The sequence below is a fragment of the Variovorax sp. MPBD4-3 genome (assembly GCF_058809745.1).
Map to the genome: position 1 here is coordinate 25,174 of NZ_JBXASW010000040.1, position 24,525 is coordinate 49,698.

28 protein-coding genes and 3 tRNA genes are annotated in these 24,525 nt (G+C 66.4%); 10 read left to right on the forward strand and 21 right to left on the reverse strand.

All coding sequences use genetic code 11. The annotated features are described in order from the left end of the window. Positions 1 to 43: 43 nt before the first annotated feature. Positions 44 to 1,639 (reverse strand): methyltransferase regulatory domain-containing protein, encoded by a 1,596-nt coding sequence (locus tag AC1RVW_RS21015; protein ID WP_493202267.1) that lies wholly within the window; start codon positions 1,637 to 1,639, stop codon positions 44 to 46. Positions 1,640 to 1,916: 277 nt separating this feature from the next. Between AC1RVW_RS21015 and AC1RVW_RS21020 the strand changes: the two genes are divergently transcribed. After that, complete coding sequence (locus AC1RVW_RS21020) at positions 1,917 to 2,120, forward strand: hypothetical protein (protein WP_081271303.1); 204 nt, start codon at positions 1,917 to 1,919, stop codon at positions 2,118 to 2,120. A gap of 285 nt (positions 2,121 to 2,405) precedes the next feature. Here the strand turns inward: AC1RVW_RS21020 and AC1RVW_RS21025 are convergent, their stop codons facing one another. From AC1RVW_RS21025 to folC, 13 genes are all read right to left on the reverse strand, one after another. Beyond that, the gene (locus tag AC1RVW_RS21025; RefSeq protein WP_493202269.1) at positions 2,406 to 2,846 is read right to left on the reverse strand and encodes a helix-turn-helix domain-containing protein; all 441 of its coding nucleotides are present in this window, start codon (positions 2,844 to 2,846) and stop codon (positions 2,406 to 2,408) included. 43 nt (positions 2,847 to 2,889) lie between these two features. Then, positions 2,890 to 3,333 carry a hypothetical protein gene (locus AC1RVW_RS21030; protein ID WP_493202270.1) on the reverse strand — a complete coding sequence of 148 codons (444 nt, stop codon included), beginning with the start codon at positions 3,331 to 3,333 and terminating at the stop codon, positions 2,890 to 2,892. Positions 3,334 to 3,413: 80 nt separating this feature from the next. Next, the gene (locus AC1RVW_RS21035) at positions 3,414 to 3,653 is read right to left on the reverse strand and encodes a hypothetical protein (protein WP_155742681.1); all 240 of its coding nucleotides are present in this window, start codon (positions 3,651 to 3,653) and stop codon (positions 3,414 to 3,416) included. Positions 3,654 to 3,913: 260 nt separating this feature from the next. Then, positions 3,914 to 4,324, reverse strand: coding sequence for an HU family DNA-binding protein (locus tag AC1RVW_RS21040; protein ID WP_081271299.1), 411 nt, complete (start codon positions 4,322 to 4,324; stop codon positions 3,914 to 3,916). 429 nt (positions 4,325 to 4,753) lie between these two features. Continuing rightward, positions 4,754 to 4,830 (reverse strand) — tRNA-Asp (locus AC1RVW_RS21045). Between the two features lie 70 nt (positions 4,831 to 4,900). Next, a tRNA-Glu gene (locus tag AC1RVW_RS21050) sits at positions 4,901 to 4,976 on the reverse strand. 57 nt (positions 4,977 to 5,033) lie between these two features. Further along, positions 5,034 to 5,109: transfer RNA gene (locus AC1RVW_RS21055), tRNA-Ala, on the reverse strand. A gap of 35 nt (positions 5,110 to 5,144) precedes the next feature. Further along, positions 5,145 to 6,533 carry a glutamate--tRNA ligase gene (gene gltX, locus AC1RVW_RS21060; protein WP_081271298.1) on the reverse strand — a complete coding sequence of 463 codons (1,389 nt, stop codon included), beginning with the start codon at positions 6,531 to 6,533 and terminating at the stop codon, positions 5,145 to 5,147. 4 nt (positions 6,534 to 6,537) lie between these two features. After that, on the reverse strand, positions 6,538 to 7,761 hold the full coding sequence (locus AC1RVW_RS21065; protein WP_081271297.1) for an O-succinylhomoserine sulfhydrylase: 1,224 nt from the start codon (positions 7,759 to 7,761) through the stop codon (positions 6,538 to 6,540). A gap of 11 nt (positions 7,762 to 7,772) precedes the next feature. Next, positions 7,773 to 9,275, reverse strand: coding sequence for an amidophosphoribosyltransferase (gene purF / locus AC1RVW_RS21070; RefSeq protein ID WP_081271296.1), 1,503 nt, complete (start codon positions 9,273 to 9,275; stop codon positions 7,773 to 7,775). Positions 9,276 to 9,287: 12 nt separating this feature from the next. Beyond that, a complete protein-coding gene (locus AC1RVW_RS21075; protein WP_081271295.1) occupies positions 9,288 to 9,773 on the reverse strand; it encodes a CvpA family protein in 486 nt (161 codons plus the stop codon). A gap of 18 nt (positions 9,774 to 9,791) precedes the next feature. Next, positions 9,792 to 10,682 carry an SPOR domain-containing protein gene (locus AC1RVW_RS21080; RefSeq protein WP_493202274.1) on the reverse strand — a complete coding sequence of 297 codons (891 nt, stop codon included), beginning with the start codon at positions 10,680 to 10,682 and terminating at the stop codon, positions 9,792 to 9,794. 73 nt (positions 10,683 to 10,755) lie between these two features. Further along, positions 10,756 to 12,063, reverse strand: a complete 1,308-nt coding sequence (gene folC, locus AC1RVW_RS21085) for a bifunctional tetrahydrofolate synthase/dihydrofolate synthase (RefSeq protein ID WP_081271293.1) — start codon at positions 12,061 to 12,063, stop codon at positions 10,756 to 10,758. A 36-nt stretch (positions 12,064 to 12,099) separates the two neighbouring features. Between folC and AC1RVW_RS21090 the strand changes: the two genes are divergently transcribed. The 4 genes from AC1RVW_RS21090 to argG all read left to right on the forward strand — a co-directional run bounded on the left by AC1RVW_RS21090 (position 12,100) and on the right by argG (position 14,885). Then, positions 12,100 to 12,456, forward strand: coding sequence for an ArsC family reductase (locus AC1RVW_RS21090; RefSeq protein ID WP_493202276.1), 357 nt, complete (start codon positions 12,100 to 12,102; stop codon positions 12,454 to 12,456). A gap of 57 nt (positions 12,457 to 12,513) precedes the next feature. Then, positions 12,514 to 13,089, forward strand: coding sequence for a hypothetical protein (locus AC1RVW_RS21095; protein WP_081271291.1), 576 nt, complete (start codon positions 12,514 to 12,516; stop codon positions 13,087 to 13,089). Between the two features lie 115 nt (positions 13,090 to 13,204). Then, positions 13,205 to 13,531: a pyrimidine/purine nucleoside phosphorylase gene (gene ppnP / locus AC1RVW_RS21100; RefSeq protein ID WP_285414690.1), complete on the forward strand. Its 327-nt coding sequence runs from the start codon at positions 13,205 to 13,207 to the stop codon at positions 13,529 to 13,531. Positions 13,532 to 13,544: 13 nt separating this feature from the next. Then, a complete protein-coding gene (gene argG, locus AC1RVW_RS21105) occupies positions 13,545 to 14,885 on the forward strand; it encodes an argininosuccinate synthase (protein WP_081271289.1) in 1,341 nt (446 codons plus the stop codon). A 76-nt stretch (positions 14,886 to 14,961) separates the two neighbouring features. Here argG and AC1RVW_RS21110 read toward each other — a convergent pair whose 3' ends face one another. Both AC1RVW_RS21110 and murB read right to left on the reverse strand, forming a co-directional pair. Then, entirely contained in the window at positions 14,962 to 15,807 is an 846-nt protein-coding gene (locus tag AC1RVW_RS21110) for a glycine-rich domain-containing protein (protein ID WP_159053726.1), read from the reverse strand. A gap of 10 nt (positions 15,808 to 15,817) precedes the next feature. Continuing rightward, positions 15,818 to 16,870: a UDP-N-acetylmuramate dehydrogenase gene (murB, locus tag AC1RVW_RS21115; protein WP_081271287.1), complete on the reverse strand. Its 1,053-nt coding sequence runs from the start codon at positions 16,868 to 16,870 to the stop codon at positions 15,818 to 15,820. Between the two features lie 45 nt (positions 16,871 to 16,915). On the opposite strand from murB, the gene AC1RVW_RS21120 reads away from it, so the two are divergent. Further along, positions 16,916 to 17,401 (forward strand): YajQ family cyclic di-GMP-binding protein, encoded by a 486-nt coding sequence (locus tag AC1RVW_RS21120; protein ID WP_081271286.1) that lies wholly within the window; start codon positions 16,916 to 16,918, stop codon positions 17,399 to 17,401. 10 nt (positions 17,402 to 17,411) lie between these two features. Continuing rightward, on the forward strand, positions 17,412 to 18,056 hold the full coding sequence (locus AC1RVW_RS21125) for a retropepsin-like aspartic protease family protein (protein ID WP_081271285.1): 645 nt from the start codon (positions 17,412 to 17,414) through the stop codon (positions 18,054 to 18,056). A gap of 10 nt (positions 18,057 to 18,066) precedes the next feature. On the opposite strand, the gene AC1RVW_RS21130 is transcribed toward AC1RVW_RS21125, so the two are convergent. The 3 genes from AC1RVW_RS21130 to AC1RVW_RS21140 are packed head-to-tail and all read right to left on the reverse strand — an operon-like array spanning position 18,067 to position 19,607. Next, entirely contained in the window at positions 18,067 to 18,420 is a 354-nt protein-coding gene (locus AC1RVW_RS21130) for a RidA family protein (RefSeq protein ID WP_493202281.1), read from the reverse strand. Positions 18,421 to 18,429: 9 nt separating this feature from the next. Beyond that, entirely contained in the window at positions 18,430 to 19,068 is a 639-nt protein-coding gene (plsY, locus tag AC1RVW_RS21135) for a glycerol-3-phosphate 1-O-acyltransferase PlsY (RefSeq protein WP_493202283.1), read from the reverse strand. A 44-nt stretch (positions 19,069 to 19,112) separates the two neighbouring features. Beyond that, positions 19,113 to 19,607 carry an aminoacyl-tRNA deacylase gene (locus AC1RVW_RS21140; protein ID WP_081271282.1) on the reverse strand — a complete coding sequence of 165 codons (495 nt, stop codon included), beginning with the start codon at positions 19,605 to 19,607 and terminating at the stop codon, positions 19,113 to 19,115. Between the two features lie 42 nt (positions 19,608 to 19,649). On the opposite strand from AC1RVW_RS21140, the gene AC1RVW_RS21145 reads away from it, so the two are divergent. Continuing rightward, positions 19,650 to 20,336: a hypothetical protein gene (locus AC1RVW_RS21145; protein ID WP_493202285.1), complete on the forward strand. Its 687-nt coding sequence runs from the start codon at positions 19,650 to 19,652 to the stop codon at positions 20,334 to 20,336. Positions 20,337 to 20,348: 12 nt separating this feature from the next. Here AC1RVW_RS21145 and AC1RVW_RS21150 read toward each other — a convergent pair whose 3' ends face one another. Further along, positions 20,349 to 21,410: an aldo/keto reductase gene (locus AC1RVW_RS21150; RefSeq protein ID WP_081271280.1), complete on the reverse strand. Its 1,062-nt coding sequence runs from the start codon at positions 21,408 to 21,410 to the stop codon at positions 20,349 to 20,351. Positions 21,411 to 21,536: 126 nt separating this feature from the next. Between AC1RVW_RS21150 and AC1RVW_RS21155 the strand changes: the two genes are divergently transcribed. Then, complete coding sequence (locus AC1RVW_RS21155; protein ID WP_493202288.1) at positions 21,537 to 22,466, forward strand: alpha/beta fold hydrolase; 930 nt, start codon at positions 21,537 to 21,539, stop codon at positions 22,464 to 22,466. Positions 22,467 to 22,475: 9 nt separating this feature from the next. On the opposite strand, the gene AC1RVW_RS21160 is transcribed toward AC1RVW_RS21155, so the two are convergent. Next, positions 22,476 to 23,486 (reverse strand): aldo/keto reductase, encoded by a 1,011-nt coding sequence (locus AC1RVW_RS21160; protein ID WP_493202290.1) that lies wholly within the window; start codon positions 23,484 to 23,486, stop codon positions 22,476 to 22,478. Between the two features lie 128 nt (positions 23,487 to 23,614). Between AC1RVW_RS21160 and AC1RVW_RS21165 the strand changes: the two genes are divergently transcribed. Further along, positions 23,615 to 24,517: a LysR family transcriptional regulator gene (locus tag AC1RVW_RS21165; protein WP_493202292.1), complete on the forward strand. Its 903-nt coding sequence runs from the start codon at positions 23,615 to 23,617 to the stop codon at positions 24,515 to 24,517. The last annotated feature ends 8 nt before the right edge of the window (positions 24,518 to 24,525 follow it).

Consider the following 24,525-nt stretch of genomic DNA (forward strand, 5'->3'; position numbering starts at 1 on the left):
TCTGTAGGTCCTGTGTTGAAGAAAGAAAACGGTAACGCGCCGGTCAGTCCACGAGCAAAGCCTTGCGCCGCAAGGCATCGAGCGCCAGCTCGACCTGCTGGCGCGCGAACGCCTTGACTGCCTGCGGGTCGGTCAACGGCTTGTCGTCCTTGACGAAGCGAAGGCGGTCGCCGCGCACTTCGGCTTCGAGATGCTCGGCCAGCGCGTCGTGCGAGTTCGTGCCGTCGAGCAGCGGCAGCAGGCTGCGTTCGAGCAGCGTGAGTGCCACGGGCTCATGCCACTGGTTGCAGGCATTGGCGTTAGCGCCAGCCGCCTGAGCCAGGCCGGGCGCGCTGCGCACGGCGGCCAACGCCCGCGGCAGGCCGGGCACCGAGACCGCGGCGGGCACTGGCGTGCGGCGAAAGCGCAGCGCGCCGAGGATCAGCAGTTCCTCGAGCATCGACATGGCCGCCTGGTCGACCGCTGCGGCGGGCTGCCCGACGAGCCGGGCTGCGTCGGCGATCAGCGTCTCCACGGGCATCGAAGCCGGGTACGCCGCCTCGAGCAGGCGCGCGACGGCCTTGTGAATGGGCAGCCTCAGCGTGACCTTCAGGCCACGGATCGCGTCGCAGGGCTGTTCGCTGGCATCGAGCGCCAGCTCCGCGCCGCCTTCTGCGGCGAACAGGCCGGCGACTTCGAGGGCGCGAATGCGCGCAGGGTCCATCCGGTAGCGGATGTCTCCAGCGCGCGCCTGCCGCACCAGCAGGGTCTGCCTGAAGGTGCGGTTGACCAGGAAATCGAGGTACTGCTCCATCAACACCTGGCTGCCGCCGCATTCGCGCAGCAACGGGTCGCGCACCTTGTCGCCGTAGTTCTGCACGAACATGGTCGAGGGCTCGGCATCGCACAGGTAGGCCAGCCCGCGGGCCTCGGCGCGGGCCACGAACTCCTCGAAGTAGCACGGCGCGTTGCAGGGCTCCAGGAACTCGTGCAGCAGATAAGAGCTGTTGGCGCTGCGCACGATGGGCATCGTCTCTTCGAGCGTCTTCTTGAGCACGCTGTCGGCACGGGCCGACTCTTCGAGGAACTCGAGCATGCCGCGCGCATAGGCGAGCTTTTCGTCCGGCGTGTCGCGCGGGCCGCCGCGCAGGATCATCGCGTCGCGCACGATCTCGCGGGCCTTCCAGCCGGGGTACACGTTGTAGCTGACGTAGGCTACGCCCTTGGGCGCGAGGTTCTCGGCGCAGATGCGCAGGATCGCGTCCTGCACCGGGCCCGGCACCCAGCTGTAGACGCCGTGGCAGACGATGTAGTCGAACTGGCCGAACGAAGCGTCGATCTCCGAGATGTCGAAAGCCTTGAGTTCGATGTTCGACAGTCCCGCCCGGGCGATGACCGCCGCGCCCTGCGCCACCTGCACGGTGGACAGGTCCACGCCGACCGCGCGAGCGCCCGGATGGCGGGCGGCGAAGGGAATCAGGTTGCCGCCGGCAGCGCAGCCGAGCTCCAGCACGCGGGCTTCGGCGGGCGGCGGGGTGTCGAGTCCGAACAGGAACGCCAGCGCTTCCAGATGCTCCATGGCCGACTGGGGAAACGGATGCGAGTCATAAGGCACCGCGTCGTAGTAGCGGGTCAGCGTGGAAGTCAGGGAGTCCGACACGAGCATTCTTGTGATGTGGCAGCGGCCGACGACTATAGCCCCGGGTCCAGGCAAAAAAAACCCAGCCGGAGGGCTGGGTGTGAAAAAGCCTATCTGCTGGCATGCATCAAGGCCCCGCACAGGTTGACCGGCGGGGACGGTTTACCCGTCAAGGAGAAAGTGGTCGGCAAGCCCGTAGTTTACTGTATATACATACAGTCCACTCGGGCGGCCATTCCGAATACAGCTATATCGATCGCACACCAGCCCAGTTGCCGGCCGGTCTTAGAATGGCCCGATGAATTGGCGCACACTGCTTCCGCTTGCCCTGGTCCTCGCCGGCTGCTCGACCCCTCCCAACGAGGTCACGCAAGTGCGCCCCGGCGTGCTGCGTGCCGTGACTTATGTGCAGGCCTCGAACTACTGCGACGTCAAGGGACAGTCGCCACGATGGCTTGGCAAGGCACCTGCGGAACAAGGCGTCTTGTTCGAGTGCAACTGACGGACTTCGCCGATCAGGCCGGCGCCATCCGGTTCATTCGCCGAACCAGAACATCAGCCAGCTTCCGATAGCGGCCAGCATGGTCATCAGGGCCGCGAGATCGAACTGGCGAGAAAGCGCCAACAAGCGCAGTTGACGAGTGCTGTTCAGCATTGATCAATACCCTCGCGTCATGAACACTCCCCTCGCCGCAGCCTGCGTTAACGCTGGCTGTTCGTCAATCCGAAGATAGTTTGAGCTTTCGTCGACAGTGGACCGGGTAATCCCCGACCTGGGACCGGCGCCTCAGTCGGCCTGAAGGCGCTCCGCCGCCTGTTGCTTGCCGAACTCGCGCACCGAGGCCAGGCGCTCCAGCTGAGCAGCACGCGGCCGCGCCTTGCCTTGCTCCCAGTGGTAGATCGTCTGGCCCGACACACCGACGAGCTTGCCGTACGAGGCTGCAGACAGTCCCAGCTTGCTGCGGTGCGAAGCCAGTCGAGCCGGGCTGAAGCGCCGCTTGGGCCCCGCCTCGGCAGCCTCGTCGACATCGCTAGCCACTGCACGCTTGCCGGCACTGCTGGCAACGTTGCGCAGTTCCTTCTCCAACGCATTCACCTGGCGACGCAGAGCGGCGATCAACGCCCTGTGGTGTACGGAGGCCTTCTTCAGCGTCTCGATTTCCGCTCGAACCTCTTTGCGGGCCACGCGCGAGATTTCGGCTTTGAGAATGGATGCAATGTTTGGCATAGCGCGATTGTGCCTAGCTCATGCTGGCGATAAGGAACGAACGCTAACCCAGGTCGGAGCGCTTGCAATCGAGCACCATTCCCGGCTCGATCGCTCTCAGCGCAGGCACCTTGCCCATGAAGGTCACACCGGCGCCAATCAGACGCCACTCCCCGGCTTTGAACAGCCTGAAGAGATGGGTAACCTCACTACCGGCACTGGGGATGGCGTTGAACACATAGACCGGCTCGCCGGACTGGGTCTCCTCCATGCTGAGGAGTTCGGCCCTCATCTTCCCCATCGTCTCCGTGTCCTTTGTCCTGGAACGCACGATGTCCATGTTGACGGTTCGTGAGTGCTCGTCGATGGCGATCCTGCGGATCCAGTGCGAAGGCGCCGATGCGGCGGCAGGCCCGGGAACGCATGTGATCGTTCCCGCAGCGCATGCGCCCGCTGTCGTGAGCAATAGCGCCTGAATGGCAAGCCGGCCTGGTTTGATGATCGTCATCGTTGTTAGGCTGCCTCGATCGAGCGGCCGCGAGTTGGCATCAGCCCGACTCTAACGTGCGGCAGCGTGCGTGCGGCGCCTCAGCCGCCGCCTTTGCCGCCATCGGCTCGCTTCGCGGCCCACTCCACAGCCATGGCCTTCGCGCGCTCGAGCGCCTCGCGCACGCTGTGCCCCGCGGCCGGATCGATCTTGAGCATGCGGATATCGTCGTTCGGCGGCGCCCTGTAGCGGAGCACGGCCTGAAAGGAACCGGAGGGAAGCTTCTCCGCGCTGCAAAGGAAGGTCCAGCCCGCATGGGGAAATTCGAGCATCTCATCCATGGCAGCCGCCTTGATAGAAGGATTGCCGGCCATGGAGGACGCTACCGAGGTTCTTGGTGCTTTGCATTCTGATCCCCTTGTCTTGAATTCGAAGAAAACAAGCTACAGCGCACCACGTGTGGCGCGATGTAGGAGGCAACCGCCGCAAATGCAGGCGCGCGGCTCGCTCTGGCCCCAACGAAAAATGCCCCGCTGGGCGGGGCATTTCGGTTCAGGCGTTTGCCTGGCATCCGCGGCGCGAAGCCGCGGCAATGCGTCAATTACTTCTTCTTGGCGGCCACGGCCTTCTTGGCGGGGGCGGCAGCCTTCTTTGCTGCGGGCTTCGCAGCAGGCTTGGCAGCCTTCGCTGCCGGCTTGGCGGCCACGGCCTTGCTGTCGGCCTTGCGCTTTGCAGCCTTCGGGTCCACGGCGGCCTTGAAGGCGGCGCCCGGCACGAACTTCGGCACCTTCTGTGCGGCGATCTTGATCTTGGTGCCGGCGCTGGGGTTGAAGCCCGAGCGTGCGGCGCGCGCCACTTGCTTGAAAGTGCCGAAGCCGACGATCTGCACTGCGTCATCCTTCTTCACGGCAGCAACGATCGTGCTGGTGATGGTCTCGAGGACGCGCGCGGCTTCCGCCTTGCTGAGGTTGTGGGCGGTAGCGATTTTTTCGACGAGTTCGATGCGGTTCAAGTGAGTTCCTATTAGGTTAATTTCGCCATGTTGCCTATGGCGGCGCAGCAACGAATACAAGCTGCAAGCGGGGCGGAGTTTATTCGACTGCGAGAGGGCCTATGTAACTCGGCCGCATAAAGTGGTGTCGAGGGGCGCATCGCAGACGAAAAGATCCCTCGTACACGAGGAGCTTTCTCCTCGACAGAGCATCATGGGCATCGCAACTTGGCCATCGAGCTCGTGGCCGAGTTAAGGTGTGAGTCAAAGTTGGGAAGAACGCCAATGGGCTGCCGCTCACTGATGCGATCGGCCAAGGTGCTTGAGCACTGGCAGGTTGCTGGGCAATGGAAGGAGGCACCGGTCGCCGATCGCATGGATCAACGAAGTGCAGGTTCCGAAAAAGACAAAAGGGTTAGCAGACTTTCATCTGCTAACCCTCGTCGGAACTGGCGGAGTGGACGGGACTCGAACCCGCGACCCCCGGCGTGACAGGCCGGTATTCTAACCAACTGAACTACCACTCCTGGTAGACAACGTTCACTCGTTTTACCGAGCCAAGTGTTGCCACTTGTGCCTGCTTCACTTGCGTGAAACTGGCGACCCTACGGGGATTCGAACCCCGGTAGCCACCGTGAAAGGGTGGTGTCCTAGGCCTCTAGACGATAGGGTCAAAACCTTAGGAACCGTGCTGCGATCAGCACTTATCTTCAACTCTCTCGACACTTAATGGTGGAGGTAAACGGGATCGAACCGATGACCTCTTGCATGCCATGCAAGCGCTCTCCCAGCTGAGCTATACCCCCGTGTGGGTGTCGAGCCTCGAATTATAGCCCGTTTTTCAGGCCTTTCTCAATCTTTCGATAACTTTTTCTCTGGAAAAAATCTCTAGGACTGAATCGAGGGACGGTGTTTGCGACGTTCCCATCACAAGCACACGTACAGGCATCGCTAACACTGGCATTTTCATGCTGTGCGCTGCGAGCACTTCCTTGATCATAGCCGAGATTGAGGCCTTATCCCAGGTCGCAGTTATCAATTTTTCTGCGAGTGCTGCAATCGCGGGTTTAACGGCCTCGGTGATGTGCTGCGCACGGTCCTCTTCGGTTACCGAAATGTCCGTGTAGAAAGCCGCAGCCCAGTTGGCGAGTGCCACCGTGGTGTCGCAACGATCTTTGAATAGCGCGCAGATCGCAGGCAGGCGTTCGTCCGCAACGATGCCCTTCTTCTGCAGTTGTGCCTCGACGAGCGGTGCAAGCTCTTCGCCGGTCTTCGCCTTGATGTATTGAGCGTTGACCCAGGCGAGCTTGGCCGCATCCCACTGCGCGGGGCTCTTCGACAGGTGCGAGCCATCGAACCAGCTCACCATCTGCTCGCGCGTGAAAAGCTCGTCGTCGCCGTGGCTCCAGCCGAGGCGCGCGAGGTAGTTGAGCATTGCCTCGGGCAGGTAGCCGTTGTCTTCGTAGGCAGTGACGCTCACTGCGCCGCGGCGCTTGGAAAGCTTCTGCCCATCGTCGCCAAGAATCACCGGCACGTGACCGAACTGCGGCAACGGCGCACCGAGCGCACGGAAGATGTTGATCTGCCACGGCGTGTTGTTGATGTGCTCGTCACCGCGGAACACGTGCGTGATGTTCATGTCCCAGTCGTCGACCACCACCGCGAAGTTGTAGGTGGGCACACCGTCGGGCCGCAGGATGATGAGGTCGTCGATCTCGCGGTTGTTGATGGTGATCTCGCCCTTGACGAGGTCATTCCACGTCACGTCGCCTTCGGGCGGGTTGCAGAAGCGCACCACGGGCGGCACGCCTTCGGGCACGGGCGGCAGCACCTTGCCCGGCTCGGGGCGCCAGCGGCGGTCGTACAGCGTCTTCTCGCCGCGTGCGCGCTGCGCCTCGCGCATTTCGTCGAGTTCGGCGGGCGTGCAATAGCAGTGGTAGGCCGTGCCGGCGGCAAGCATCTGCGCGATCACTTCGCGATAGCGCTCCAGGCGCTGCATCTGGTAGATCGGGCCTTCATCGTATTCGAGGCCGAGCCAGTGCATGGACGCGAGGATCTGGTCGGTCGAGTCCTGCGTGGAGCGGGCCACGTCGGTGTCTTCGATGCGCAGCACGAACTCGCCGCCGTAATGGCGTGCATAGGCCCACGAATAGAGCGCCGTGCGGGCCGTGCCCAGGTGAAGAAAACCCGTGGGGGACGGTGCGATGCGGGTGCGTACTTTGCCGGTCATTTCGTTATGGTTGATTCAGTGTGCTCAGGCCGCGCGCGAGGTCGGCCTTGATGTCTTCGGCATGCTCGAGGCCGACCGCGAGGCGGATCAGTCCCTGGCCGATGCCGGCAGCCTGGCGCTGGACCTCGGTGAGGCGTCCGTGCGAGGTGGTGCCGGGGTGTGTGATGATGGTCTTCACGTCGCCGAGGTTGGTGGCGACGCTCACCACGCGCGTGCTGTTGATGACATGGAACGCATTGGCGCGCGCGGTCTCGGGCGTGTCGCCGACCACGTCGAACGACACCACCGCGCCACCCTGCCCCGACTGCTGCCGCATGGCCAGTTCATGCTGCGCGTGCGAAGGCAGGCCCGGGTAATAGACGCGAGCGATGCCCGGCTGCCTCTCGAGCCACTGCGCGATGTCCAGAGCGTTGGCGCAGTGCGCCTTCATGCGCACGCCCAGCGTTTCGATGCCCTTGAGCACGACCCACGCATTGAACGGCGCCAGCGCCATGCCGGCGGTACGCACCACCGGGCCGAACACGTCGACGATGAGCTTCGAAGGACCGCAGATCGCGCCCGCCATCACGCGGCCCTGGCCGTCGAGGTGCTTGGTGCCCGAGTGGATGACGAGGTCGGCGCCCAGTGCCGCCGGGCGCTGCAGGATCGGCGTGCAGAAGCAGTTGTCGACCGCCAGCAGCGCGCCTGCCGCGTGCGCCACGTCGGCCAGCGCGCGGATGTCGCAGACCTCGGTCAGCGGATTGGTCGGCGTTTCGGCGAACAGCAGCTTCGTGCTGGGCTTGACCGCCGCGCGCCACTCGGCCACGTCGGTCTGGGAGACGAAGGTGGTCTCCACGCCGAACTTGGCGAACTCCTTGCCGAAAAGGTTCAGCGTGGAGCCGAACACCGAGCGCGAGCAGATCACGTGGTCGCCGGCCTTCAGCAGGCCCATGCACATCATGAGGATCGCCCCCATGCCGGTCGATGCGCCGATGGCCGCCTCGGTGCCCTCGAGCGCCGCGATGCGCTGCTCGAAACTGGTCACCGTGGGGTTGGAGGTGCGCGAGTAGGTGAAGCCCGGCTCGGTGCCCGCGAAGCGGCGCATCGAGGTTTCGGCGTCGGGCTGCACGAAGCCGCTGGTCAGGAACAGCGCGTCGGAATGCTCGCCGTACTGGCTCGGCGCGAGGCCGGTGCGCAGCGCGAGCGTGTCGGGATGCAGGCCGGGCGGCAGGGGTCTTTCGTCGGTCACTTCGTCGGCTCTTATTCGCTGTGATTGGGGAGCGCGAGGCGCGAAGAATCTTCTTCGGTCTCCTCGATGCGCGGCCGGTTGCCGTTCATGCGCGAAATGGCTTCGGTGTCGATGTCGCCGGTCACGTACACGCCGTCGAAGCAGGAGGCGTCGAAGCCGTCGAGCTTGCCGTTGAGCGAACCGATGGCGCGCTTCATGGCATCGACGTCCTGGTAGATCAGCGCGTCGCAGCCGATGAGTTCGCGGATCTCCTCGACGGTGCGGTCGTGCGCCACCAGCTCGCCCTTGGTCGGCATGTCGATGCCGTACACGTTGGGGTAGCGCACCGGCGGCGCGGCGCTGGCAAGGTACACCTTGCGGGCGCCGGCGTCGCGGGCCATCTGCACGATCTCGCGGCTGGTGGTGCCGCGCACGATCGAGTCGTCGACCAGCAGCACGTTGCGGCCCTTGAACTCGCTGGCGATCACGTTGAGCTTCTGGCGCACCGACTTCTTGCGAACGCCCTGCCCCGGCATGATGAAGGTGCGGCCCACGTAGCGGTTCTTCACGAAGCCTTCGCGGTACGGCACGCCCAGCAGGTGCGCCAGTTGCGTGGCGCTCGGGCGGCTCGATTCGGGGATCGGGATGATCACGTCGATCTGGTTCGGCGGCACGGTCGAGACCACGCGCTTGGCCAGCGTCTCGCCGAGGTTCAGGCGAGCCTGGTATACCGAGATGCCGTCGAGCACCGAGTCGGGTCGCGCGAGGTACACGAATTCGAAGATGCAGGGGTTGAGCGTGGGCGCTTCGGCGCACTGCATCGAATGCACGTTGCCTTCGAGGTCGATGAACACGGCCTCGCCGGGGGCGATGTCGCGCTCGAACACATGGCCCGAGCCTTCCAGCGCAACCGATTCGCTGGCCACCATCACCGCGCCGTCGGCACTGCGGCCCATGCACAGCGGGCGAATGCCGTACGGGTCGCGGAAGGCGAGCAGGCCGTGGCCGGCAATCAGCGACACCACGGCGTACGAGCCGCGCAGGCGCTTGTGCATGTTCTTGACCGCGGCGAACACTTCAGCCGGATGCAGCGGCACGCCACGCGACGAACGCTCGATCTCGTGGGCGAGAACGTTGAGCAGCACTTCGGAGTCGCTCTCGGTGTTGGTGTGGCGGTGGTCGGTGGAGAACAGCTCCGCGCGCAGCGCATGCGCGTTGGTCAGGTTGCCGTTGTGCACCAGCACGATGCCGAACGGCGCGTTCACGTAGAAGGGCTGCGCCTCTTCCTCGCTGTAGGCGTTGCCGGCGGTCGGGTAGCGCACCTGGCCCAGGCCGACGTTGCCTGGCAATGCGCGCATGTTGCGCGTGCGGAACACGTCGCGCACCATGCCCTTGGCCTTGTGCATGAAGAACTTGCGCTCGAGCAAGGTCACGATGCCTGCCGCGTCCTGGCCGCGATGCTGCAGGAGCAGCAGTGCGTCATAGAGCAGCTGGTTGACGGGTGCGTTGCTGACAACGCCGACGATTCCACACATGAACGATTCCTCTCAGGGCAGGTAGCTTGCCAACTTTTCAGGCAGCGAGGGCTTGAGGCCCTGCAATGCCGCATCGAGAACAATGGCGCTGCGCGATTCGTGCCACCAGGCACTGTCGCTCAACACCAGCAAATGAACAACGACCGCCAGCACGAGCAGGGCCACCGCCCCCCGTGCCGCACCGAACGCCGCTCCCAAAATACGATCCACCGGCCGCAGTCCCACGACCGTGATCAGCTTGCGCGTGAGCGAGGCCACCAGGCCCACGCCGAACGCCACCGCCACGAACACCAGCACGAAGGCCAGCGGATAGCGCCAGGCGCCCTGCGGGTCTCCGAACGGAAACCATGCCGCCACGCCTGAAGCCAGCCACTGGGCGGCAATGAAGGCGGCCACCCAGCCGATCAGCGATATCACCTCGAACACCAGCCCGCGCATCAGGCCAAGCAGCATCGACACACCGATGAGCGCAACGGCGATCCAGTCGAACAGGGCCACGGCAAGCGAAAAAGATTCTTACAACGTGAGGATGGCGGCCGACAAAGACAAGCCCTTGACCTTCTCGGCGGCGCGGTCGGCCTCGGCACGCGAGGCGAAGGGGCCGACACGCACACGCGTGCGTTCGCCGTCGGCCGTCTTCGCCACGTGCACATAGGTCTTGAGACCGGCCCGCTCGAGCTTCTGGCGCACTTCGCGCGCCTTGTCGGCATCGGCGAACGCACCCACCTGCACCACGAAGCGGCCACCGGCCTCGTCGGCGGCGGCGGGCTTGGACGTGGCGGCAGCGGCGGCCGTGATCGGCTTGCCCTCGAGCAGCGCGCGGGCACGGGCGCCGTCGTCGACGGCGGCTGCCGGCTTGGGCTTGGCTTCGGGCTTGGGTTCCGGCTTCGGCTTCGGCTCGGGCTTGGGTTCCGGCTTGTGCTCTGCCGGCTTGGGTTCGGGTTTGGGCTCCGGCTTGGGTTCGGGTTTGGGTTCGGGCTTGCGCTCCGGAACCGCTGCGGCCGGCGGCGTGCTGGCGGCCGGCTTGCCGGGGTCGATTTCGGTGCCGTCGGCGGTCTCGGTGATCATGCCGCCGGCCGACGAAGCCGAAGCGACACGCGACGACCCGCTGTCGGGCGCGGCCGGGGCCGTGCTGACGGCCGGTGCCGGCGTGGCGGGCACGGGCAGCGGCTTGACCTTGTTGCGGTCGGGAATCTCGATGGGGATGTCTACCGACACCGGCCGTGGCTGCGTGTCGAACAGCAGCGGGAAACCGATGACGCCCAGCAGCACCAGCACGGCCGCGCCGAGCAGCCGGTGGCGCGCACGCCGACGCATGGTTTCGACACTTTCCGCCGGCGCGGCGGCGGGGGCGCTGCGTCCTTCGTTGCCTTGCGGGCCGCGCGTGCGGAACTTGAAAAACGCCATGAAGTTCGATCCCTGGAGGAGTGCAGCGAGGTGATGCCCGGTGGTGCCGATGGGTGTGTGTACAGCCCGGCGATCAGCCGCCTGGCAGCAGGTGTTTGGCTTGCAGCCGGGGGGTGCCGTTTTCGAGCACGCCACCCACGGTGAAGAACGATCCGAAGACGACGATTCTATCAGCGGGCCCTGCCTGCTCGATGGCTGCGCGCAACGCGTCCATCGGGCCCGCGTGCACGCTGCCCGAGGCGTCGGCACGGCTGTTCTGGGCCTGCCAGGCAGCGAGAAGATCGGCCGCCTTGGCGGCGCGCGGCGTGGGCAGGTCGGTGAAGTACCAGCGGTCGATCAGCGGGCCGATGCGCGCGAGGATGGGGGCCAGGTCCTTGTCGGCCATGACGCCGAACACGCCGTGCGTGGTGGGATAGAAGCCCATCGCGTCGAGGTTCTCGGCCAGCGCGGCCACGGCGTGGGCGTTGTGCGCCACGTCGAGCACCAGCGCGGGCTCGCCCGGCACGATCTGGAAACGGCCCGGCAGCTCGACCATGGCCAGCCCGTTGCGCACCGCCTGCGCCGTGATCGGCAACTGGGGCCGCAGAGCCTCCAGCGCCGCGAGCACGCCCGCGGCATTGATGAGCTGGTTGGCGCCGCGCAGCGCCGGGTAGGCCAGCCCGCTGTAGCGCCGGCCGCGGCCCGACCAGCCCCACTGCTGCTTGTCGCCGGACACGTTGAAGTCGGTGCCGAAGCGCCAGAGGTCCGCACCGATGGCATTGGCATGGTCGATCACGCTCTGCGGCGGCATCGGGTCGCTCACGATGACGGGCTTGCCCGCACGCATGATGCCGGCCTTCTCGAAGCCGATGCTTTCGCGGTCGGGGCCGAGGTATTCCATGTGGTCGAGGTCGATGCTGGTGATGACCGCGCAATCTGTGTCGATGATGTTCACTGCATCGAGCCGCCCGCCCAGGCCGACTTCGAGAATTGCCACGTCGGGCTTTTCCTCGATCATGCAATGCAGGATGCCGAGGGTGGTGAACTCGAAGTAGGTCAGCGGCATGTCACCGCGCACCTTTTCGACCACATCGAAGCTTGCTATCAGTTTGGAAGCATCGACGGCCTCGCCCTTGAGCCGCAGCCGCTCTTCGAAGCGCACCAGGTGCGGCGACGTGAAGACCGCCGTGCGGTAGCCCGCGTGCGTGAGGATCGACTCGAGCATCGCGCAGGTCGACCCCTTGCCGTTGGTGCCGGCCACGGTGATGACGGGGCAGCCGAAGCGCAGGCCGAGGCGCTGCGCCATTTCTTTGGCGCGATCGAGCCCGAGCTCGATGTTCTTGGGATGCAGTTGCTCGGCGCGGGCGAGCCAGTCGTTAAGGGTTTCCATGGAGGCCGGGATTGTCGCCGACCCGCGCGCCGGGGCATCATCGCGGCCATGACAACCCTATACGGCATTCCGAACTGCGACACCGTCAAGCGCGCCCGCGCCTGGCTCGACGAACATGGCGTGGCCTACACCTTCCACGATTTCAAGAAACAGGGCGTGCCCGAAGCCGAACTCGACCAGTGGCTGAAGAAACCGGGCTGGGAGGCCCTGGTCAACCGCAAGGGCACCACCTGGCGCAAGCTGGACGACGCCACGCGCGAAGGCGTGACCGACGCCGCCTCCGCCCGCCCGGTGCTGCTGGCCAACCCCAGCCTGATCAAGCGGCCGGTGGTCGACTGGGGCCCGAAAAAGCCGGTCACCACGGGCTTCGACGCCGAGGCCTGGGCCGCTGTGAAGGCCGTGTAAATGCCGGAACCCGCCTTGCGGCGGGGCGTCCAACCGGCATCCGCAGGAGAGACCAACATGAACAGACACGTTTTTCGCACCCTTGCCGGCATCTCGATGGCCGGCGCGCTGGCGGCTGGCACGGGCCTCGTGCACGCGCAGCAACAGCAAGGCCAGGTCGTCCAGGCACGGGTGATTTCCGCCACGCCGATCCGCGAAACGACTGGTAGCGATGTCAGCTACAACGTTACCTACGAGTACAACGGCCAGCAGTACACCACCCGCACGAACACCCGGCCCGGCGCGACCATCGCGGTCCAGGCGTCTTCGTATGGCGTCGTGACCTCGCCGGTGGCCCCGCAGGGACAGGTCCAGACCTATCCGGTCGAAGCCAGCGGCAGCGGCGGTTCCCCTTGGGACAACGTCGTGCCCGAGCCCGGCGTGGTGGTCGGCGCCAGCGCTCCCGCGCCCGTGTACGTGCAGCCGGCGCCCGTCTACGCGGCACCGGTGTATGTGGACCCCTTCTATGGCTACGGCTATCCATACGCCTATCCGCCGGTCGGCATCTCGCTGAACCTCGGCTATTCGCGCGGCTGGGGCGGCGGCTACCACCGCGGCGGCTGGGGCGGTTTCCGCGGCGGCTGGCACCGCTGAGCGGGCGGGGGCCCGTCGAGCCCCTAAAATCGAGGACTTTTCCAACCCTTGACGGGTGCGCCGCTGGTGCGGTGCGTCCTCGATTCGCCGACCGCTTGCGCGCCGGCGCCACCCAATGACGACGACTACCGACACAATCAACAGCGCCGCAGTGGCCACCAAGGCCAATGTGTACTTCGACGGCAAATGCGTGAGCCACAACCTCACGCTGGCGGACGGCACCAAGAAGTCGGTCGGCGTGATCCTGCCGTCCACCCTCACCTTCAATACCGGCGCGCCTGAAATCATGGAAGGCACCGGCGGCAGCTGCGAATACCAGCTCGCGGGCACCAGCGAATGGATTGCCTCGGGCCCCGGCCAGAAGTTCAGCGTGCCCGGCAACTCCAGCTTCCAGATCCGCGTAACTGGCGAGCCCTACAGCTACATCTGCCACTTCGGCTGAACCGGGACCCGACATGTCGACCATCCTCCAAAACGTACCCGCCGGCCAGAAGGTCGGCATCGCCTTCTCGGGCGGCCTGGACACCAGCGCGGCGCTGCACTGGATGCGCAACAAGGGCGCCATTCCCTACGCCTACACCGCCAACCTCGGCCAACCCGACGAGCCCGACTACGACGAGATCCCGCGCAAGGCGATGCTCTACGGCGCCGAGAACGCGCGCCTGATCGACTGCCGCGTGCAGCTGGCCAACGAAGGCATCGCCGCCCTGCAGGCCGGCGCCTTCCACGTGACCACGGCCGGCGTGACCTACTTCAACACCACGCCGCTGGGCCGCGCCGTCACGGGCACGATGCTGGTGTCGGCCATGAAGGAAGACGACGTCAACATCTGGGGCGACGGCAGCACCTACAAGGGCAACGACATCGAGCGCTTCTACCGCTACGGCCTGCTGACCAACCCCAACCTCAAGATCTACAAGCCCTGGCTCGACCAGGTCTTCATCGACGAGCTGGGCGGCCGCGCCGAAATGTCGGCGTTCATGCAGAAGGCCGGCTTCGCCTACAAGATGTCGGCCGAGAAGGCCTACTCGACCGACTCCAACATGCTCGGCGCCACGCACGAGGCCAAGGACCTCGAGCACCTGAACAGCGGCATCCAGATCGTTCAGCCCATCATGGGCGTGGCCTTCTGGAAGGACGAAGTCGAAGTCAAGCGCGAGACCGTTTCGGTGCGCTTCGAAGAAGGCGTGCCCGTTGCGCTGAACGGCGTGCGCTATTCGAGCCTGGTCGAGCTGATCCTCGAAGCCAACCGCATCGGCGGCCGCCACGGCCTGGGCATGAGCGACCAGATCGAGAACCGCATCATCGAGGCCAAGAGCCGCGGCATCTACGAGGCTCCCGGCCTCGCGCTGCTGTTCATCGCCTACGAGCGCCTCGTCACCGGCATCCACAACGAGGACACCATCGAGCAGTACCGCGACAACGGCCGCAAGCTCGGCCGGCTGCTCTACCAGGGCCGCTGGTTCGACCCGCAGGCCATCATGCTGCGCGAGACCGCGCAGCGCTGGGTGGCTCGCGCCATCACCGGCGAGGTGACCGTCGAGCTGCGCCGCGGCAACGACTACTCGATCATGAACACCGAGTCGGCCAACCTGACGTACAAGCCCGAGCGCCTGAGCATGGAAAAGGTCGAGGGCGCATTCACGCCGCTGGACCGCATCGGCCAGCTGACGATGCGCAACCTCGACATCGCCGACACGCGCGAGAAGCTCGGCATCTACACGCAGGTCGGCCTGCTGTCGCCGAATGAAGGCGCATCGCTGCCGAAGCTGGCCAACGACGGCGACGCGAGCTGATCGCCGGTCCCTGCCTCGGTGCGGGGCAGAAACGACGACGGGCCCCTCGGGGCCCGTTTTCGTTGGGGCACGGAGTTCAATCCCCGCCGCCACCTCCACCGCAGCCGCCGCCACAGCCCCCGCCGCCGTCGGACGATCCTCCGCCGTCGCTGGAGCCACCATCGCCGCCGCCGCTGCTCGACTCGCAGCCGCCGAAGCCGCCGGCATCGCCCGAGCTGCCGCCATCCGAAGAGGACGACTCCCCGAAGCTCGTGCCGCAATGGGCGTCCGAGCCGATGTGCCGCTCGACCGCCCGGCAGTCGGGCACATAGTGGAAACCGCCGTCGATCGCGAACTTGACGTCCAGCGCAAACAGCAGCGGCAGCCGCGCCGGCTTGCGCGGATCGATGCTCTCTTCCTTGCAGGCCCAGTACCAGGTGCGGCGCAGTCCGTCGTTGCGCTTGGGGTCGCGGCCCAGCACCTCGGCCGGGCTGTGATGCAGCATGCCGCCGAAGGCCGCCTTGCACCAGTTCTGGTAGCCCTGCGTGTGCAGGATGAACTCGTGCCAGGCCGTATCGACCACCTTCGAGGGCATGGCCACGAACTTGCGGTCGCTGCGAAGGTGCGCCATGAAGAACTGGCGCAGGCCGCGCAGCACCAGTTCGGCGTCGCGCCGGCTGAGCTGCGGATGCGCCTGGCACAGCTTGCCGACGAGAAAAGCCGGCAGCCGAGCTTCGCGGATGAACTGGCGCCGCAGGCTGGTTTCGAGGAACCTGAGCACCGCCGCGAACAGCAGCGCCACCAAGATCACCACCACCATCGAGCCCCAGCGGCGCGAGCCCAGGAACAACGCGAGCAGCGCAACGACCGGCACCGCGCGGCGAGCCCATACCAGGGCGGCAATGCGCCGCCGGTAGTTCAGCTGGAGAAAGTCGAGATCCATGCCCGCGGGCTCAGACCACCACCGGCTCCGGCTCCAGCCGGATGCCGAAACGCTCGTACACGCTGGTCTGGATGGCCTTGGCGAGCGTCATCACCTCGCCGCCGGTCACCGGGTTCTCGGTGCCGCCGCGGTTGACCAGCACCAGCGCCTGTTTCTCGTACACGCCGGCGTTGCCGACCGACTTGCCCTTCCAGCCGCAGGCGTCGATGAGCCAGCCAGCCGCCAGCTTGATGCTGCCGTCGTCCATCGGGTAGTGAACGATCTTGGGGTCGCGCGCGATGATGTCAGCGCATTGCTCGGGCGTGACGGTCGGGTTCTTGAAGAAGCTGCCGGCGTTGCCCAGCACCCGCCAGTCGGGCAGCTTGGCGCGCCGGATGGCGCAGATCCATTCGAAGATGTCGAGCGCGCTCGGCGTGAAGTTGCCGGTTTCCTCCATCTTGCGCTCCAGGTCGAGGTAGCCGACCACGGCCTTCCACGGCTTGGGCAGCCGAAATCGCACCCGGGTGATCACCGCCCTGCCCGCCAGCCCGAAGTCGTTGGGGCCGCTGCGCGCATGCTTGAACACGGAATCGCGGTAGCCGAAGGCGCATTGGGCGGCGTCGAGCGTGAAACTGCGGCCGGTTTCCAGGTCGTAGGCATCGAGCGACTCGAAGCGGTCTTGCAGCTCGACCCCGTAGGCGCCGATGTTCTGCACCGGCGAGCCGCCCACGGTGCCCGGGATCAGCGCGAGGTTCTCGAGCCCCGGGTAGCCGTTGCGCACCATCCATTCGACCGCGTCGTGCCAGATTTCACCCGCACCGGCCTCGACGATCCAGGCGCGCGGGGTTTCTTCCACCAGCCGCAGGCCCTTGATCTCGACCTTCAGCACCAGCGGCTTGACGTCGCCCGTGAGCACGATGTTGCTGCCGCCGCCCAGCACGAAACGCGGCGCGTCGCGCCACTGCGCATCGGCGCGCAGCGCGGCCAGGTCGGCCTCGCCGGTGATGCGCGCAAGATGCTGCGCGCGTGCGACGATGCCAAAGCTGTTGTAGGGCTGCAGCGGGACGTTGGACTCCACGATCATGGGAGAATTGTCGCATCCAGCATCAGTGAATTCAGGAGAGAGTCAATGCCGTCCTTCGATACCGTCTGCGAGCCCAATCTGCCCGAAGTGAAGAACGCGGTCGAAAACACCGCCAAGGAGATCGCGACGCGCTTCGACTTCAAGGGCACGTCCGCTGCCGTCGAGCTCAAGGACAAGGAGATCACCATGATCGGCGACGCCGAGTTCCAGCTCGTGCAGGTCGAAGACATCCTTCGCAGCAAGCTCACAAAGCGCAGCGTCGACGTGCGCTTCCTCGACAAGGGCGACGTGCAGAAGATGGGCGGCGACAAGGTCAAGCAGGTCATCAAGGTCAAGAGCGGCATCGAGAGCGAGCAGGCCAAGAAGATCACCCGCATCGTCAAGGACAGCAAGCTCAAGGTGCAGGCGGCGATCCAGGGCGACGCGGTGCGCATCACCGGCGCCAAGCGCGACGACCTGCAGGCGGCCATGGCCCTCATCAAAAAGGACGTGCCCGACATGCCGCTCACGTTCAATAATTTCCGCGACTGAGCCCCGCTCCATGAAAGCGCTCGTCGTCGCGGCGCAGCTCCTGGCTGCGGCCGCCGTGGCGCACGCCGCCGGCTCGGTCACCCTGACCGGCACCATCGGCAGCCGCGCGATCCTGATCGTGAACGGCGCCCCGCCCAAGACGGTGGCGGTCGGCGAAACTTTCCAGGGCGTGAAGCTCGTGTCGCTGCAGTCCGAGCAGGCGGTGGTCGAGCTCGACGGCAAGCGCGTCAACCTGCGCATGGACACGCCGGTGAGCATCGGCGGCGGCGGAGGCGGCTCGGGCGGCGGCAGCCGCGTCGTGCTGTCGGCCGACAGCCGCGGGCACTTCATGACGCAGGGCGCCATCAACGGGCGGGCCGTGACCTTCATGCTCGACACGGGCGCGACCAGCGTGGCCATGTCGGCGGCCGATGCGCAACGCATCGGGCTGGACTACAGCAAGGGCCAGCCGGTGCAGATCGGTACCGCCAACGGCACGACTTCGGGCTACAAGCTGCGGCTGCAGTCCGTGCGCGTGGGCGACGTCGAGGTGTACGACATCGACGCCGTGGTCTCGCAGCAGTCGATGCCCTTCGTGCTGCTGGGCAACAGCTTCATCAACCGCTTTTCGATGCGGCGCGACGCGGACCAGATGGTCCTCGAAAAACGCTATTGAAGCCCCGGCGTCAGGCCTGCGCGGCCGTCACCACGATCTCGATCTTGTAGGCCGCATTGGCCATCTTGGCCTGCACGGTCGCGCGCGGCGGCGTGTTGCCGGCCGGAATCCAGGCGTCCCACACCTCGTTCATGGCCGTGATGTCGCCGATGTCGGCCAGGAAGATCTGCGTCATGAGAATGCGCGACTTGTCGCTGCCGGCCTCCGCCAGCAGGCGGTCGACCATGGCCAGAACCTGCCCGGTCTGGCCGCGGATGTCCTGCGTGGTGTCGTCGGGCACCTGGCCCGCGAGGTAGATGGTGCCATTGTGCACGGCGGTTTCGGAGAGGCGCGGGCCGACGTGGAAGCGGGTGATGGAAGCCATGGTTTTCTTTCAGTCTTTCTTTTTCCTGGAGCCGAGCTTCGACTCCGTGTCGGCCGCGAGCCGGCGGATGTTTTCGCGGTGCCGCCAGATCAGCAGCAGGCTCATGACGACGAGGGCGACCAGCACCGTGCGGTCGAGCGGCCAGGCAATGCCGCCGCCGATCAGATAGTAGGCCGGCGCGAAGAATGCCGCCACCAGTGAAGACAGCGACGAATAGCGGAAGAAGATCGCGATGATCAGCCAGGTGGCGCCGGTGGCAAGCCCCAGCCAGGGCGCGATGCCCACAAGCACGCCGGCCGCGGTGGCCACGCCCTTGCCGCCCTGGAAGCCGAAGAACACCGGGTAGAGATGGCCCAGGAAGGCAGCGAGGCCGGCCAGCGCGGCAACGCCCGCCCCAAGCCCCCATTGCGCGCCGAACTGGTGAATGAGGAACACCGGCACCCAGCCCTTGAGCGCGTCCAGCAGCAGCGTGGCCAGTGCCGCGCCCTTGTTGCCCGAGCGCAGCACGTTGGTGGCGCCGGGGTTCTTGCTGCCGTAGCTGCGCGGATCGGCCATGCCGAGCGCCTTGCTCACGATGACCGCGAAGGACAGCGAGCCGATCAGGTAAGACGCCACGATGGCAATGATGGAAGGCAAGGTGAAACTCAAGACGGCACTCCGCGAGGGATGGTTATTGTTCTGTCTGGCGCCGGCTATTCTGCCAGCGCACATTGCACGGGTCTGGCGCCCAGCAGGTCCACGCACACCCGCGGATCGATGCCGATAAGGTAGCCGCGCCGCCCGCCGTTGAGCACGATCCTCGGCAGCTCGAGGATGGCCGCCTCCACATACACCGGCATCTCTCGCCGCGTGCCGAACGGCGAGGTGCCGCCCACCAGGTAGCCGCTGTGGCGCTGCGCCACCTCGGGCTTGCAGGGCTCGACCGACTTGGCACCGATCTGCCGCGCGAGGTTCTTGGTCGACACCGTGCGGTTGCCGTGCATCAGCACGATCAGCGGCTTGGCGTCCTGGTCCTGCATGACCAGGGTCTTGATGACGGTGAACGGGTCGAGCCCGAGCATCTCGGCGCCGCGCTGCGCGCCGCCGTGCTCCACGTATTCGTAAGGGTGCTCGCTGAAGGCGATCTTGTGCGCGCGCAGCAGCTGGGTGGCGGGCGTCTCGGAGGTATGGGTGCTTTTCTTGGCCATCTCGGTGGCAGTTGCGGGTTCAGGATGGCTTCAGAAAACTTGATGTTCCACGACAAGAATTTGCCGTATTACATCGAATTCCGGTCCAACCATGCAGCATACGTCAGCCCCGGTGTCCAAGGCCTCGCTCCATCTCGGGCGCTGATGCTCCGCCCCAACCTGATTACGCTCGTGCTGGCCGTGGTGGCGATGCACGCAGCGGTGCTCTGGCTGCTGCTGGGCGCAATGCAGCCGCACAGGCGCATGGACGATACGTCTCGGCGCGTGGTGATGGAAGTAGTGCAGGTCGTGCAACCCGTATCGAAGGCCGAAGCGCCGGCCCCGCAGAAGGAAGCCGCACCGCGCGCCCCGGCCCAGATGGCTCGCACAACCACAAGGCGCGCGCCCCCGCCCGCGCGAAGCAACGCCACCACGTCACCTGCCGCGCCAGCCGTGTCCGATGAACCTGCCCAAGCCGCGAGCCCCGCGCCAGCCAGGCCGCCGATCCTTCATTCGGAAAACACCCGCCGCGCCCTGCGCGACATCGGCCGCGAGCGCTCCTTCGCCGAACGCGCCGGGCAAGAGCTCAACGGGAATCCACGCTTCGCCTTCGATTCCCGGCTGAGCTCGGATGTCGCCGGCTCGGCGCGCGGCGACTGCATGAAGGGCCAGTTCAAGGGCAGCGGCATGGGGCTGTTGAGCCTGCCCGCCCTGGCACTGGCTGCCGCCCAGGGCGAATGCGGCCGCTGACCCCTGCCAGCTTCAAGCCGCGGGGTCGCGAATCTCCCAGCGGATCTTGTCGATCTCGGCCAGGATCTCGGGCGACAGCGTGGTGCCGTACACATCCAGGTCCTCGTCCAGCTGCGCCACCGACGTCACACCGATGATCGTGCTCGCGACCTGCCACTTGGTGTAGCAGAAGGCCAGCGCCAGTTGCGTCGGCGTCAGGCCGTTGTCGCGAGCCAGCTGGTTGTAGCGCTTGGCCGCGCGCAGCGAATCGGGCCGGCCCCAGCGCTGCTTGCGCACCGACTCGTAGCTCGAGATGCGCGCGCCCTTGGGCGCATCCGGCCCTTCGATGCCGCTCTGGTCGTACTTGCCGGTCAGCAAGCCGAAAGCCAGCGGCGAGTAAGCCAGCAGCGACACGTTCAGCCGGTGCATGGTCTCGTCCAGCGCGTTCTCGTGGCCGCGGCTGATGAGGCTGTACACGTTCTGCACCGTCGCCACGCGCGGCAGCCCGTGCTGCTCTGCCAGCCGCACGAATTCGTGAACGCCGTAGGGCGTTTCGTTCGACAGGCCGATGGCGCGAACCTTGCCGGCCTTCACCAGCTTGCCCAGCGCTTCGAGCTGCTCGAGGATCGGCGTCTTCGAGCTTTCCTTGGCCGGGTCGTAGTAGATGTTGCCGAACAGCGGCACATGGCGCTCGGGCCAGTGGATCTGGTACAGGTCGATGACGTCGGTCTTCAGGCGCTTCAGGCTGGCGTTGCACGAAGCCTCGATGTCGGCCGCCGTCATGCCGCTGCCTTCGCGCACCCAGGGCATGCCGCGCGAGGGGCCCGCCACCTTGGTTGCAACCACCAGCTTCTCGCGCGCGCCGGGGTTGGCGGCGAACCAGTTGCCGATGATGGTTTCGGTGATGGTGTAGGTTTCCTTGCGCGTGGGCACCGAGTACATCTCGGCGGTGTCGATGAAGTCGACGCCGCGCTCGAGCGAGCGGCTCAGGATGGCATGCGAAGTGGGTTCGTCGACCTGTTCGCCGAAAGTCATCGTGCCGAGGCAGATCGGGGTGACGTGCAGGTCGCTTTGACCGAGTTGGATCTTTTTCATGCGCGGGATGCTACCGCCCCGACCCACGGCCTGCTGGCCGCCCCATCAAAACCCGAGCGTTGCGCACCCGCGCGCTGTCCTGTGCCGGACTGCGTCAGCACAAAGGCCTCTTTATCATCGACGCCCATGTACCAAGCCCTCCGCCCCTCCCGCAGCGAATTCGTGCCCGTGCGCAACCTCAGCTACCACGTGCGCCTCTGGGGCCAGCCCTCCGACGCGCGCCCTCCCCTGGTGCTGGTGCACGGCTGGATGGACGTGGCGGCGTCCTGGCAGTTCGTGGTCGATGCGATGGAAGAAGATCGCTTCATCATCGCGCCCGACTGGCGCGGCTTCGGCCTGACCGACGGCGGCGGCGTCGACAACTACTGGCTCGCCGACTACCTGGCGGACCTCGAATGGCTGCTGGACCACTACGCCGGCGAAGGAGAAAGTGCCAGGCAGATCGACCTCGTCGGCCACAGCATGGGCGGCAACGTCGTCATGCACTACGCGGGCGTGCGGCCGCAGCGCATCCGCCGTCTGGTCAACCTCGAAGGTTTCGGCATGCCCGCGCGCAAGCCGGAAGAAGCGCCCGCGCGCTACGGCCAGTGGATCGACGAACTCAAGCGCCTGCACCGCGGCGAGATGGCGCTGGCCGGCTATTCGGCGGTGGACGGCGTGGCCCGGCGCCTCATGAAGACCAACCCGCGGCTCACGCCCGACAAGGCCAACTGGCTCGCCAGCCACTGGTCGGCGAGCCATGCGCAGCCCGACGGCAGCGAGCGCTGGCAGATCCTGGGCGACGCGGCGCACAAGATCGTCAACGCGCACATCTTCCGCGTGGACGAGACGCTGGCGCTGTACGCCCGCATCACCGCGCCGCTGCTGATGGTCGAGGCCTCGGACGACAGCCTGCACGGCTGGTGGAAGAACCGCTACACGCTCGACGAATTCCACGAGCGGCTGAAGTCCGTGCCCGCCGCGCGCATCGAGCGGCTGGAAGACGCGGGCCACATGCTGCACCACGACCAGCCGCAGCGCGTGGCGCGGATGATCGAGGAATTCCTGGCGGACTGAGCCTGCTGCTCAGCCGCGGCGCGGCTCGCTGTCCAGCGTCGCCATCTGCGCCGCCGCATAGCGGTCGCCGGCCGCAGCACCCTTGGGCACCGCGCGCTCGATGGCCGCCAAGTCGTCGGCCGTGAGCCGCACGCTCGACGCGCCCAGCGCCTCGTCGAGCCGCGTGCGCTGCCGCGCGCCGATCAGCGGCACGATGTCATCGCCCTGCGCCGCCACCCACGCGATGGCGATCTGCGCCACCGTCACGCCCCTGGCATCGGCGATCTTGCGCAGCGCATCGACCAGCGCCAGGTTGCGTTCCGCGTTCTCGCCCTGGAAGCGCGGGCTGTGCGCGCGGAAATCCTTCGCGCCCGCGCTGTCCTTCGTCCAGTGCCCGCTGATCAGCCCGCGCGAAAGCACGCCGTAGGCGGTGATGGCAATGCCCAGCTCGCGGCAGGTCGCGAGGATGTCGTCCTCGATGCCGCGCGAGATCAGCGAATACTCGATCTGCAGGTCGCAGATCGGGTGCACCGCCGCCGCCCTGCGAATCGTCTGCGAGCCCACTTCGGAGAGGCCGATGTGGCGCACGTAGCCCGCCTTCACCAGGTCGGCGATGGCGCCGATGGTGTCTTCGATGGGCACGTTCGCATCGAGCCGCGCGGGGCGGTACACGTCGATGTGGTCCACGCCCAGGCGCTGGAGCGAGTAGGTGGCGAAGTTCTTCACCGCCGCGGGCCGCGCGTCGTAGCCGATCCAGCCGCCGGCCGGGTCGCGCATGGCGCCGAACTTCACGCTCAGCAGCGCCGCGTCGCGCTGCGAGCCCTTCAGGTCCTTCAGCGCTTCGCCGATCAGCATCTCGTTGTGGCCGCTGCCGTAGAAGTCGCCGGTGTCCAGCAGGGTGATACCCGCATCCATGGCGGCGTGGATGGTGGCGATGCTTTCCGCGCGGTCGGACGGGCCGTACATGCCCGACATGCCCATGCAGCCGAGGCCGAAGGCGGAGACTTGCGGGCCGGTGGCACCGAGTTGGAGGGTGTTCATGGTGACGATCCTTTCAGAGGGGCCGCGTGCGGTTGCGAGCGGCATGGGAAGTAGTCTGGAAGGAAACGCCCCGTTCGATAATCCGTCCGCCTCCGCACGGGTTGTGCGGAAAAAAGCACAATCAGGCCATGAACGAACCTGATCTTTCGGACCTGGGCGCCTTCGTGGCGGTGACGCGGGCGCGCGGCTTTCGCGGTGCCGCGGCCTTGCGCGGCGTGTCGCCCTCCTCGCTCAGCGAGGCCATGCGCAGGCTCGAAGCGCAGCTCGGCGTGCGGCTGCTGAACCGCACCACGCGCAGCGTCACGCCGACCGAAGCGGGCCAGCGCCTGCTCGACCGCATCTCGCCCGCGCTCGACGACATTGCCGGCGCGCTCGACACGCTCAACAGTTTTCGCGACAGCCCCACCGGCACGCTGCGGCTGAACGTGCCGACCATCGTGGCGCAGCGCGTGCTGCCGCCACTGGCCAGCAGCTTCCTGGCGGCGCACCCGGGCATCACGCTCGAAGTGACGACCAACGACACCTTCATCGACGTGCTCGCGGCAGGCTTCGACGCCGGCATCCGCTACGACGAGAGCATTGCCCGCGACATGATCGCCGTGCCGCTGGGCCCGCGCACGCAGCGCTTCGTGGCCGCCGCTTCGCCCGGCTACCTGGCGAAGCACGGCACGCCCAGGCACCCGACCGACCTGCTGAAGCACGCCTGCATCGCCCACCGCTTCCAGAGCGGCGTGCTCGCGGCCTGGGGTTTCGTGCGCAAAGGCAAGGCCGTCAAGATCACGCCGACCGGCCCGCTGGTCGCGTCGATGCTCAGCCTCGAACTGCACGCCGCCGAAGCCGGGCTGGGCCTGATCTACACCTTCGACGACTACCTGCGCCCCTCCATCGACCGCGGCACGCTGGTGCCGGTGCTCGAGGACTGGTGGCAGAGCTTCTCGGGACCGTTCCTGTACTACCCGAGCCGCACGCACATGCCCGCGCCGCTGCGGGCCTTCGTGGATTTCCTCAAGCGCGAAGGCTCGACCGGCTGACGGATATT